The sequence below is a fragment of the Acinetobacter sp. DL27 genome (assembly GCF_055810995.1).
Genome location: NZ_CM147947.1, coordinates 3370853 through 3383525, shown reverse-complemented (window position 1 = coordinate 3383525; position 12673 = coordinate 3370853). Strand labels below are relative to the sequence as shown.

Here is a 12673-nt window from a genome sequence, read left to right as displayed (position 1 = left end):
ATTGAGTTAATTCTTTTTCTAGGGTCTGTTGAGAATTACCGAGAGTTAATTAAACTCGCGCACAATTGAATCATGGCTTCAAAACTCGTATCTGTTTTACAACTACGCATCGCTATACGTTTAAATTCTTTTAACTTACAGAAATAGTTTTCAATGAGATGACGCCATTTATACATAATCGTATCAAAGGCTCTCATTACTTTTCGATTAGATTTGGGTGGGATCACCACTTTCACTTTACGTTCATTGAGTTCTTGGATGAGCCAATCTGCATCAAATGCTTTATCCGCTAGTAATGCTTGAAAATCAACATCCTCAATTAAAGGTTTGGTTTCTACTAAATCGTGATATTGACCAGGCATTAATCGAAACTTAATGAGGTTGCCTAGACTATGCACTAAGGCAAGAATTTTACAGGTCATTCCACCTCGAGATTTACCTATAGACTGTTTGAAAGTCCCCCTTTTGCACCTTGGCCATGTCGATGAACTTTAACAATCGTTCCATCAATCATGGCGTATTCCAAATCAACATCTTCATTTACAGATGCAAAAATAGTTTCAAATACACCAGCTTTCACCCAATCACGGTATCTTTTAAAGACGGTATTCCATTTACCAAAATGAGCAGGTAGATCACGCCATGGACTGCCTGTACGGGCAATCCATAGGACTGCTTCTAAAAATAATCGATTATCTTTTCCACTACGACCTCGATCGGTCACTTTACCTAGGCAAAAAGGTTCCATTTTTGCCCATTGGGCATCAGTAAGTATGTATCTATCCATAGTACTATTATAAATTAATCAGTAGCCTTTGTTAATTCTCAACAAGCCCTAGTAATAATTCGGCTTGCTCGTCAGCTTTGATCGCCAAGATAGAAATATTCTTTTTTCATCTCCAGGGCTTTGCTGCACAAACCTACTATTGAAGGCTTCTTCAGCAATATAATTCTCTAATGGTAATCCTTACACTTTCTCATTCTTTTCTAATTTCTGAAGTAATCCCTTTATTATTTTATCGAATCGTTCAACCCATAGTTCGAACTCATGACTTGATTCATTAAGTTCATTTAGATTTTTAGGATGATGTAAGGTTTTTGCCAAACCATAGTCTGCAAAATATTTTAAGGTCGGCCATCTGAGTGAACGCTGCATAATTTTTTTCATCATTGTTTCAATTGATGTCTCATCAAATTCTTTCATATCCTTTAAGCAGAGAACTAGGGTTGAAAGTTTTTTCACATTATCTGTGACATCAATTTCAAAGATTATGAAATTGTGATCGAATAGCTTATCCAACCTATAAATCATTAGAGAGCGCTTATTTCCATCCAAAGTCATGTGGAGTTTAGATCGCTGCAATCTAGGAAGTTTATAGATTTTTGAGGTTGCCGCCTTAATATTATTTTGCTCAATAAACCTTTCTATCATGAATCTGAAGGCTTCAAAACGATCCATAAGCAAATCTAAATTATTACTCTCATCTTCTAAACCCTCAAATTCACCACGACCAATTGTTCCAACTCTAGTCGCTTCATCGGTCCCTACAGCATCATAGTCTTGGATTTCCTCTTCCTGCGAAGGCAAGGATGTGTTCTTGGCTCTTTTTTTATTATAAATTTTACGGGTGAGAACTGGATCGGAAAAGCTGAGCAATACAGGAGAGCTAGGCAAAGTAAGGATTTTACGATCACTATTAGCTTCTTGACTATCATCAATTTCTGGAGATTCGGGCTCTTGTAGGTTTGAGTAAGTGCCAGATTTTCCTGTAGACGACGTGCTTTTATTTTGAGTAAATCGCGGACTAGAAAAATCAATCCGCTTTGGTAAGTTCGATTCTAATCCTTTAATCTCTACAATTTCATTGATATAAATTTGATCCAATTTTTTAGAATAATAGGCTTTAACAGTTATTTCTACATTTTCTAAAGAAGGGGGATCGAAATTGAAATACCACCATTCTTTATTTTTGCCTTGTATTTTTTCATTAAAAAAATGAGTAGCAATGCTTTCATAGCTTCTTCTGATTTCAGGATTGATTAAAATCCGGTGGTGTTTCAAAAAGTATGCTGGCGTTAAACAAATCCGTTATTAAGGTAAAAGAAAGTCAAATCAAAGGCTTTAAAATGATTTTCGAGCTTTTTAGAAAAGTTGCAACTTCTCCTAAATCCACGCCTAATTCGATGACGAATTCTACAATTGTTACCTTCAATACCGACGGTAAAAAACTTACCGATCACTTGCTTGCAACATTGAAATGCTGTGATAAAACTATCCCAGTGATCACTCGCAATTCGAGCATATTGAACCCCAAGCTTTTTAAGTCTAGCTTTAAGACGTTGAACCGTTGCTAAATCCCGCTTACCCCAAACATAAGCAATAATTTCTCCAGATTCTCGATGGTAGGCATAAATAAGCCATTGTTTATTTTGCTTATTCCCTACAAAAGTCCAAAGTTCATCGACTTCAAGACATTCGTAGTGGCTTTGTTTAGGCTGAATCTGATAGATCGATTCACTTAAGGTTCGTAATACCTTGCCAATGCTGATACGCTCGACTTCAGCAATATCTCTTACACCGCTTCCTCTGACCATTAAATGTAATATCTTGCCGGTAATACCTGAGTTACACCCTTGATAGCTTAATGCATGATCACCAATAAACTGACGTTTGCAATCTTTGCACTGATGGTTTTGTTTCCCATCTACTTTGATGCCATTTCTCTTTATATTGTTACTTAGACAGGTAGGACATTTGATTTGTAGCGTTATTTTCATACCTCTATTTTATCAAAAGCCATATTGTTTTTTTCAGCATACTTTTTGAAACACCGCCCAAATTTTTTATTATCTTATTTTATTATTATATAAAAGCAATAAAGTACCATACTGTGTTATATGTAAGTGTTTTATTTTGTTGATATTAAATTTAAATGATATTTATTAAAGTATCATACTATGGTCAAAAAATAATCCAATTATAATTCTATTAAAATAAAAAAGTTTCATACCAATATTTCAAGATACTGAAAATAATAAATATATTTTCTTTTTCTGAAAATTGGTATGAAACTTTATTACCAAGTATTATTGTTTATTACCTAGTATGTAACTTTATTACTCAAAAACAGATACCCAGCCTTTATTTAAATAATTATTCTACAGTGACCGATTTAGCGAGGTTTCGAGGTTGGTCGACATCTGTACCGCGAAGGACTGCAACATGATAAGACAGCAGTTGTACAGGCACGCTATAAACAATTGGCGCCAGTATTGGGCTAATGCTTGGTACATAAACCACATGCTGACGGTCTTTGGCTTTAATGCCGCTATTTTCATCGGCAAAGACAAAGAGTTCACCACCACGGGCTTGAACCTCTTCCATATTCGATTTGAGTTTATCGAGCATGTCATCTTTCGGTGCGAGAATTACCACAGGCATGTCATTGTCGACTAAAGCGAGCGGACCATGTTTAAGTTCACCTGCGGCATAGCCTTCAGCATGGATATATGAAATCTCTTTGAGTTTCAACGCCCCTTCGAGTGCGATCGGGAAATTCGTGCCACGACCTAAGAATAAGCAGTGCTGCTTCTCTACGAAAAGTTCAGATAAACGTAAAATTTCAGGGTCATTACGTAAGGTATCTAAAATCACTTTAGGGGTATGCCAAAGTTCAGCCGTAATCTCAGCCACATGCTGCACGGAAATACTATTTTTGATCGTACCGATTTTTAGGACCAATAACATGAGTGCTGCAAGCTGTGTGGTAAAAGCCTTGGTTGATGCTACACCAATCTCAGGACCTGCCAGTGTAAGCAAGTTATGATTAGTCTCACGCACCATAGACGATGTTGCGACATTACAAATGGTCATGGTGGTGATGTCAGTACCTTTTGCTGCAGCACGCTTCTGGGTATCACGCAGTGCGGCTAAAGTATCAGCGGTTTCACCAGACTGTGAAATGCAGACATAAAGCGTATGGTTGACAATGACAGGACTGCGATAGCGGAATTCGCTCGCAATTTCTACTTGGCACGGTAGATCAATCAGTTGTTCAAACCAATATTTGGCAATCATCCCTGCATGGTAGCTGGTCCCGCAGGCAATAATTTGGATTTGCTGAATTTTTTGGAAATCAGCGACTGCTTTGGCAAGAAAGTCTTCACGCAGTGCATTGCCATCAAGGGCTTGAGAAATGGTTTGTTGAATTGCTTCAGGTTGCTCATAAATTTCTTTGAGCATGTAGTGCTTATATTCACCTTTAGATGCATTACTGACGGCAGCATCTAATTCTTTGATTGGGCGCTCGACCAGTTGACCAGCGACAAAAACCTCAATGCTATTGCGGGTTAAACGAGCAATATCACCTTCTTCAAGGTAAATAAAACGATTGGTAATAGGCAGTAAAGCCAATTGATCTGAACTGATAAAGTTTTCGCCAATACCGACCCCAATGACCAAAGGTGAGCCTTCACGCACGGTAATCAGTTCATCTGGATGGTCTGTATGTACGATACCCAGTGCATAAGCCCCTTTAAGCTGAGGCACGACTTGTTGCACAGCTTCCAGCAAGCTTGGAGTTGACTTTAAGGCATCCTTCACCAAGTGAGCGACCACTTCGGTATCGGTCTGTGAGGTAAATACATAGCCTAAAGCTTCAAGATCATCTTTAAGCTCTTGATAGTTTTCAATAATACCGTTATGGACTACAGCAACATCGCCTGAAATGTGCGGATGTGCATTATCTTCAGTTGGTTTACCATGGGTTGCCCAACGTGTATGCGCAATACCCAGAGAACCTAGAATACCCGATTGATTAACGGCTTCTTCTAGATTGGAAACTTTACCGACACGTCTTTCGCGTAAAACTTGGCCTTGATTGACTAGCGCTAAACCTGCAGAGTCATAGCCGCGATATTCAAGGCGCTTTAAACCTTCAATTAAAATATTGGTAATACTACGTTCTGCAACGCCACCGACAATACCGCACATAATCTAATCCTCTTATTTCTTCATCTTTTGTGGACGTTGATAGTTTTCTTTTTCAACTTGCTTAGAGCGTTCTACCGCTAAACTATTCTCTGCAACATCACGGGTAATGGTTGAACCTGCGCCGACGGTTGCCCCATTGCCAATCGTGACAGGTGCAACCAATGAGCTGTTGGAACCAATAAATGCAGCATCACCAATGATGGTTTTAAATTTATTTGCACCATCATAATTACAGGTAATGGTCCCAGCACCAATGTTCGAGCCTGCACCAATTTCAGCATCACCTAAATAGGTAAAGTGGTTGGCTTTTGAACCGAAGCCAATGCTGGTGTTTTTGACTTCAACGAAGTTACCAATATGCACTTCAGCCGCCAATTTTGCACCTGGACGTAAACGAGCAAAAGGACCAATCTGCGCATCTTCACCAACCATAGCATTATCAAAGATGCTATACGGCTGAACTTTTGTACCTGCTGCGATCTTGGTGTTTTTGATGATACAACCTGCACCAATTTCTACATGGTCGCCGAATTCACATTCGCCTTCAATAATCACATTGATGTCGATGCGTACGTCTTGCCCAACGATTAAATTTCCACGAAGGTCAAAGCGACTTGGGTCAATCAGATGGACACCCTGCTGCATGAGCTTTTTGGCTTGATCTGTTTGAAATTGACGTTCTAATGCGGCGAGCTGAATACGATCATTCACTCCTTCAACTTCGAAGGCTTGTTCAGGCTCAACCGATGCGACTTGCATCCCATCAGCTAAGGCCATTGCTACAATATCAGTCAGGTAATATTCACCTTGCGCATTGTTATTGCTGAGTTTAGGTAACCATTCGTGCAATTTGGCATTGCTGACACAGTAAATACCTGTATTAATTTCTTTAATCTGGTGCTGCGCTGTGGTCGCATCCTTATGTTCAACAATCGCCTGAATCTGACCATTCTCACGAACTATACGCCCATAACCTGTTGCATCGGCTAAAGTTAAAGTTACTAGACCAATGCCTGTCTCGGCAGTTGCATTGAGTAATTTTTGTAGCGTGTTTTGAGAGATGCAAGGTACATCGCCTGATAAAATCAGTGAGCTGCCTTCCTGCGGAAGGACTGGGAGTGTCATTTGCACTGCATGACCTGTTCCGAGTTGCTCAGCTTGTTCTACCCATTCAATCTTTTCATGAGTAAACGTTTCTTGAACTCGTGCACCGCCGTGGCCATAAATTGTAATAATATTGGCTGCATTTAATTTTTTTGCAGTGTCGATGACATGACCAAGTAAAGGACGTCCTGCAAGTGGTTGTAGTACTTTGGGTAAAGAAGAACGCATACGTGTTCCTTTACCTGCAGCAAGAATAATAACAGTCGTTGACATGTTCTAATCCTAAAAATGGCCTAAGCCACAGTGAAATAAAAATAAATCCAAATACAAAGTGCAGCCCATAGTCCTGCAATTAGGTCGTCGAGCATAATGCCAAAACCACCCTCGACTTTTTGGTCAATGACACGGATTGGCCAAGGTTTCCACACATCAAAAATACGAAATAAAACAAAACCCAGCAGTAGCCAGAGCCAATTCATTTGCCCTAAATATAGAACAGGTAAAAAGGTGATGGACTGGCCAGCAAACTCATCCCATACAATACGCCCATCATCATGTACGCCCATCACTTTAGCAGTATGTCCACAGATATAAATACCCATGAGAGACATGAGGAATATGGCAATAATGGTGTTGGATAAGCCAATTGCAAGCCAAATCGGGACAAACAGCAGCGCGAAGGCAGAACCAAAGGTACCCGGTGCTTTGGGTGCTAACCCTGAGCCAAACCCTACACCGCAAAACACGATGAAACGGTCATACCAAGACATCTGACGAAAGAGGATAGGGGGCTTATGCAAAGTGTTGATATCCAGTAAATTGCAAGGAATGGTCTAAGCCATTTTGTTGAAAACGCAGACCACTTTCGGCATCAATTTTTCCAATCACACTGATGCTGCTATGGTTTTGTTGTTGCAAAAGTTTTTCATAATTCTGCGAGCTTATTGTAAAGCATAATTCATAGTCATCGCCACCCGCCAAAGCATATTGCCATTGTTGTTCTCGTGTTACATCTTGTAGAGCAGTGTTGATTGGCAATTGATCAAGTTGTAGGGTCGCGCCTACATGGGATGCTTTTAAAATATGGCCGAGATCTTGTGCTAAGCCATCGGACACATCAATCATACTGTGCGCTAAGCCTTTGAGTGCTTGACCCAGTTCACAGCGTGGGGTGGGGTAGTCTAAACGTTGCTGGAGAGGGTGACCTAAGTGTTGCAAGGCAAAAGCAGCATCGCCGACAGTGCCACTGACACAAATCAAATCACCCACTTGAGCGGCAGAGCGAGTAACGGCTTGACCGATATCGACCCAACCCAGTGCAGTCACGGAAATAGTGAGATGTGGACTTTGGGTGGTGTCTCCACCAATTAAACTCACTCCAAATTGATCACAGCAATCATATAAACCCTGACTAAAGCCTTTGAGCCAGTCATGATCAATTTGGGGTAAGCTCAAGGCCAGTAAAATACTCTGAGGTTTCGCACCCATTGCGGCGATATCAGATAAATTGACCGCGACAGATTTCCAGCCAATCGCATGTGGGCTGGTATCAAGCGGGAAGTGACGTCCAGCAACCAAGGTATCGGCACAAATGACCAATTGTTGCTGTGGAGGAGGGGTGAGCAAGGCTGAGTCGTCACCGACGCCTAAATCGACAGAATGAGGACTCTTACGATTAAAATAGGTATCAATGATCGAAAACTCAGCCATACAACAAATCTACTACTGTGAGTTCGCTTGTTGCTTTTCTGCTGCACGTAAAGTTGTTGCTAAACGATCTAATACACCATTGATGTATTTATGGCTGTCTGCACCGCCAAAATGTTTAGCAAGCTCGATCGCTTCGTCTAAAACCACGCGATATGGAATTTCAAGGTGTTCCTTGAGTTCATATGCGCCTAAACGAAGGGTCGCAAGTTCAACGCCGTCAAGCGCAGAAACGTCGCGATCAAGCACAGGGATTAAGAGCGCATCCAATGCTTCATGATTGGCAACCACTTGGGTTAACAATTCATGATAATAGCTCAGATCCACTTTGTGCATGGCATTTTCCACACGTGTACGTGCTTCGATCTCATGGACTGGATTGTGGCTCATTTGCCATTCGTAAATTCCTTGTACAGCAAAGCGACGTGCTTTACGTTTTGCTGCATAAGTTGCTTGCAATGTTTGCGACATAGCGTTAAATAGCCTTTAACAAGTTAACCATTTCAATTGCAGTAAGAGCAGCTTCGCCGCCTTTATTACCTGCTTTTGTACCCGAGCGTTCAATCGCTTGTTCAATACTATCCGTAGTCAATACACCATTAATCACTGGAAGACCAGATTCTAGGCCAACCACGCCTAAACCTTTGGCACATTCACCTGCAACAAAGTCGAAGTGCGGTGTGCTACCACGAATCACAGCACCCAGTGCAATGATGGCATCGAAGCGTTCAGACGCCACTAATTTCTTAGCCACGACAGGAAGTTCCCACGCGCCTGGTGCATGAACAACAGTGATATTATCCTCTGATACACCATGACGTTTCAATGTATCAATTGCACCTTCTAATAGATGTTCGACAACAAAACTATTAAAACGACCCACTAAAATCGCATAACGGCCTTCGCTAGCGAGATGTAACATACCTTCAATACGGCGAATTGCCATAGCAACCTCGATGATTTTTTAAGTTGTGTGATGTGCGGTGATATATTCCACCACTTCTAAATTAAACCCAGAGAGTGCATTAAAGCGTAAAGGTGAACTCAAAAGCTTCATCTTTTCTACGCCTAAATCACGTAAAATTTGTGCGCCCACCCCAATGGTTTGGTACTGCTGAGATAAAGCAGCATTGGATTTGGTTGGTTTTGGTGCTGTAAGGCTGTCTAGGGCTGGGCCTAAGTCTTGTAAATGACGCTGCCCAATCCAAACCAAAACCCCACGATCGCTGCTTGCGATTTCTTGCAGGGCCTTGTCGAGATTCCATGCTGGCTCACCGTCTTTTTTGTTGAGCTTGAGCAGGTCGCGAACAGGGTTGAAACCATGGACACGAACGGTGGTTACCCCTTCTTTTGGTTCGCCTTTCACCAAAGCCAAGTGAATATCTGGATTGCCTAATTCGCGGTAACGATATAAGTCAAACGTGCCATATTCGGTATCAATGCTTTGCTGATCAATACGTTCAACGGTTTGTTCATTGGTCATACGGTAGTGAATCAGATCCGCGATGGTGCCAATTTTTAAACCATGCTTTTCAGCAAAAATTTCAAGATCGGCACGGCGCGCCATCGTGCCATCTTCATTGATGATTTCACAGATGACCGATGCAGGCTCTAGACCCGCTAGGCGAGATAAATCACAACCTGCTTCGGTATGACCTGCGCGGTGTAGAACGCCACCAGGCTGCGCCATCAAGGGGAAAATATGCCCAGGTTGAACGATGTCTGATGGTTTGGCATGTGCTGCTACAGCCGTTTGAATGGTATGCGCACGTTCTGCAGGTGAAATCCCTGTAGAAATACCTTCCGCCGCTTCAATTGAAAGCGTGAAGTTGGTGCCATGTTGTGCGCCATTAGCATCGACCATCAAAGGAAGATTCAATTGTTTACAGCGATCACGGCTGAGCGTTAAGCACACCAAACCACGTGCGTGGGTGATCATAAAGTTGATGTCTTCTGCGCGAACATGGGTCGCTGCGATAACTAAATCACCTTCATTTTCACGATCTTCGTCATCCATCAGGATAACCATTTTACCTGCACGGATATCTGCAACTAGCTCTTCAACGGTATTGAGCGGCATCAACCTTCACCTTCATCGTTGTCGCCATGGACGACATATCATTTGTTTTCATTGGCACATAGTTTAAGCTTTTTTCAGGCTTTTGCCTATGTGCGAATCATTTCCTTGAGTCGACCATTGTTATACACAGTCAGTCCCAGCTTGAAAAGATGCCTTTATTTTAAAAAGCAGAAATGTGCCTAGTCTTTAAGCGATTGAAAAGCATAAAAAAGAACAATCTTATCGAAAATAAATCAATCAGCGCAGTAAATAAGGGGTCTAGACAAATGTTGTGCTATAGGCGGCGTGTGGTTGAGCGCTCAAGTCGTTCTTTTTTGAATTTGACCCTCAGGTTCAGTTTTAGCGGGGGGGCTGCAACTGATCAATCAGATCAAGGTGGATATTTGCGTTCACTCATCGGGTAGAGGATGAGTCAAAAAAATATTGAATATGCCGTAGCGAACAACCAGACGATTCGTCATCTATTTTTGATTTGTACTATAATTCTTCTTTTTTAATCCTCTGGATTATTTCTTCTGTGATGTCCCTACTTGCTCAACATTTTGCACAGCAACAATTTTGCGTATTGGTTGAATACTTAAGCTCGCACCAAGCCCAGTGGCCTGTGAAAACTCAATTTGCAGGTTTTCCTGCGGCTATGACGCTGGCTGATCGGGTGCATGCAGATGACGATGAAGCGCCTTTACTGGTCGCCAAACAGTATCCGCAAGAGATTGAAAAAATCATTCACTTTTCGGGGAAGGCACGCGATATACAAGACTTTGAGCAGTTTTTGCAAGATGCAAAAACACAGGGTCAAAAGAACTTGTTGCTCTTAACAGGCGATAAATTAAAACAGCACCACCATAGCCATGACCTAGAGCCGCGGACCCGTTATTTGGAGTCCGTGAATGCTGTCATGGAAGCCAAACGACAAGGCGGTTTTCATATCGGTGTAGCGTTTAATCCGTTTAAATATGCGGAAGCGGAAAAAGAGGCGCAATATCTGAAACTGCATAAAAAGATGAAAGCAGGGGCCGATTATGTGATTACCCAATTGGGCTATGACATGACTGCTTTACAAGATGCGCATGCATTTTTAGCACAGCATCAGTATGCTGAGAAAATGTTAGCCTGCGTCATGCCACTGACCTTGGCACGGGCCAAGTTTATGCTGAAACATAAAGTGGCCGGCATTGTGATCACCCCGCATATGTTGCAGGTGTTGCAACAGGAAAAAGAACAAAGTTTAAGTGATCGCGTTTATGTGCGCTGCGCATTACAGATTCTAATGTGTCGACATTTGGGTTTTGCGGGGGTGCATTTATCGGCTTGCCATCAGCCAGAAGAGCAAATATTGTTGGAAAGCTATATTGAAGAATATAGGCACTTGAGTTTTGCTGAGTGTGAACGACTTTGGAATACGCTTTGGCAGGTGCAAACCGGTACAGAGTTTCATCCGAAGCTGGCTTATTATTCACGGCCTGCGACCTCAAGTCAGATTATTAAATACCAACATCTGCATCTGATGCATGATGCTTTATTTGAATCTAAACTGGCCAAAGGAGTAGGGCGGTTTATTTTTAATTTCAATGTATGGGACCGAACCAAAGCCAACAAAGCGTTACTGAAAACAGAACATTTGAGTAAACATGCGGTGGTGGGCTGTGAGAGTTGTGGTCAATGCCGTTTAGGCGAGACTCTGTATATTTGTCCCGAAACCTGTCCCAAAGGCTTGGCCAATGGGCCCTGTGGCGGAACCAGTTTGGATCGCTGTGAATTTGGTGACCGAGAATGCATTCATTCAGTCAAAGCGCGCTTAGCCAAAGCCGTTGGACAAACAAAAATTTTAAAGGAAAAGCTAATTCCGACCGTGTCGATTGCGGTGCGTGGAACCAGCTCTTGGAAAAATTGGTATGTGGAGGCTGCTGGCTGAATTAGTCATCCTGATCCATGGCATTGGAATAGAACTTTTGTCCGAGTTTAATGCGTTCACGGCCTTGGCTTATGCGCCAGCGGTTGCTATCCCGCAGTGAATACACGCAACCACAGTATTCTTGTTGATAAAATTCTTCACGTTTGCTGATGTCCAGCATGCGTACCGCACCGCCATGTTTGCGCCAGTTGTAGTCCCAGTAGTGAATGCCTGCATAATGTGAAGCAGAGCGGTGCCCACACTCATTGATCTGTTGCATATTCTTCCAGCGCGAAATGCCGAGAGAGCTGCTGATCAGGCTAAAGCCATGTTCTGCTGCATATAATGCTGTACGTTCAAAGCGCATATCAAAACATATGGTGCAACGAATGCCTTTCTCTGGCTCATTTTCCATACCTTTAGCACGTGCAAACCAGTTATCTGTGTCGTAATCACAGTCAATAAATGGAATGTGATGTTTTTCTGCGAAGCGAATATTTTCTTCTTTACGAATCAAGTACTCCTTTACAGGATGAATGTTGGGGTTATAGAAAAAGATAGAAAAATTGATACCCGATTCAATCAGGGTTTCCATGACTTCACCTGAACAAGGCGCACAGCAGGAATGCAAGAGCAGTTTGTCATGACCTGTGGGGAGGGTAAGTTTCTGACGTTCGAGCTTCGACATACTGAATGGTTTTTATCTATTTAAACCAGACAGTTTAAAACGTCTAACGAGCGGATCAACGGCGATTGGATGAAGAATTCTCAGGATGAGCTGATGAATTTTCATGATTAAAATCGACTTTGGTCGATGGTTAAGACCTGCTTTGAGCGCTGTAGATGAGTAGAGAGAGAACATTTGAGAGGCCCAAACTTGCATAATGGAGCGAGA

The 12673-nt window shown here is 42.1% G+C and carries 12 protein-coding genes; 1 reads left to right on the top strand and 11 read right to left on the bottom strand.

Going from position 1 to position 12673, the window contains the following annotated elements; translation table 11 throughout:
• Positions 1-35 precede the first annotated feature (35 nt).
• The 10 genes from AC0KVP_RS16280 to ribBA form a co-directional block, all read right to left on the bottom strand.
• A protein-coding gene (locus AC0KVP_RS16280) for an IS5 family transposase (protein ID WP_473337918.1) occupies positions 36-787 on the bottom strand; the annotation gives its coding sequence in 2 pieces (ribosomal slippage) (positions 36-451 and positions 451-787; 753 coding nt in all).
• A 180-nt stretch (positions 788-967) separates the two neighbouring features.
• Entirely contained in the window at positions 968-2062 is a 1095-nt protein-coding gene (locus AC0KVP_RS16275; RefSeq protein ID WP_473337915.1) for a Tn7-like element transposition protein TnsE, read from the bottom strand.
• Positions 2063-2076: 14 nt separating this feature from the next.
• Complete coding sequence (locus AC0KVP_RS16270; RefSeq protein WP_058951837.1) at positions 2077-2778, bottom strand: IS1 family transposase; 702 nt, start codon at positions 2776-2778, stop codon at positions 2077-2079.
• Positions 2779-3154: 376 nt separating this feature from the next.
• Positions 3155-4993, bottom strand: coding sequence for a glutamine--fructose-6-phosphate transaminase (isomerizing) (gene glmS / locus AC0KVP_RS16265; RefSeq protein ID WP_473337913.1), 1839 nt, complete (start codon positions 4991-4993; stop codon positions 3155-3157).
• A gap of 12 nt (positions 4994-5005) precedes the next feature.
• The gene (gene glmU / locus AC0KVP_RS16260; RefSeq protein ID WP_473337911.1) at positions 5006-6370 is read right to left on the bottom strand and encodes a bifunctional UDP-N-acetylglucosamine diphosphorylase/glucosamine-1-phosphate N-acetyltransferase GlmU; all 1365 of its coding nucleotides are present in this window, start codon (positions 6368-6370) and stop codon (positions 5006-5008) included.
• 20 nt (positions 6371-6390) lie between these two features.
• Entirely contained in the window at positions 6391-6912 is a 522-nt protein-coding gene (locus AC0KVP_RS16255; RefSeq protein ID WP_473340573.1) for a phosphatidylglycerophosphatase A family protein, read from the bottom strand.
• The gene (thiL, locus tag AC0KVP_RS16250; protein WP_473337910.1) at positions 6890-7807 is read right to left on the bottom strand and encodes a thiamine-phosphate kinase; all 918 of its coding nucleotides are present in this window, start codon (positions 7805-7807) and stop codon (positions 6890-6892) included. The genes AC0KVP_RS16255 and thiL overlap by 23 nt, the downstream gene beginning before the upstream one ends.
• Positions 7808-7819: 12 nt before the next feature.
• Positions 7820-8275 carry a transcription antitermination factor NusB gene (gene nusB, locus AC0KVP_RS16245; protein WP_058952409.1) on the bottom strand — a complete coding sequence of 152 codons (456 nt, stop codon included), beginning with the start codon at positions 8273-8275 and terminating at the stop codon, positions 7820-7822.
• A 4-nt stretch (positions 8276-8279) separates the two neighbouring features.
• A complete protein-coding gene (ribH, locus tag AC0KVP_RS16240) occupies positions 8280-8750 on the bottom strand; it encodes a 6,7-dimethyl-8-ribityllumazine synthase (protein ID WP_004684294.1) in 471 nt (156 codons plus the stop codon).
• 18 nt (positions 8751-8768) lie between these two features.
• Positions 8769-9884, bottom strand: coding sequence for a bifunctional 3,4-dihydroxy-2-butanone-4-phosphate synthase/GTP cyclohydrolase II (gene ribBA, locus AC0KVP_RS16235; protein ID WP_473337907.1), 1116 nt, complete (start codon positions 9882-9884; stop codon positions 8769-8771).
• A gap of 520 nt (positions 9885-10404) precedes the next feature.
• On the opposite strand from ribBA, the gene AC0KVP_RS16230 reads away from it, so the two are divergent.
• Entirely contained in the window at positions 10405-11799 is a 1395-nt protein-coding gene (locus tag AC0KVP_RS16230) for a methylenetetrahydrofolate reductase C-terminal domain-containing protein (RefSeq protein ID WP_473337905.1), read from the top strand.
• Position 11800: 1 nt separating this feature from the next.
• On the opposite strand, the gene AC0KVP_RS16225 is transcribed toward AC0KVP_RS16230, so the two are convergent.
• On the bottom strand, positions 11801-12466 hold the full coding sequence (locus tag AC0KVP_RS16225; protein WP_473337903.1) for an epoxyqueuosine reductase QueH: 666 nt from the start codon (positions 12464-12466) through the stop codon (positions 11801-11803).
• Between the last annotated feature and the right edge of the window lie 207 nt (positions 12467-12673).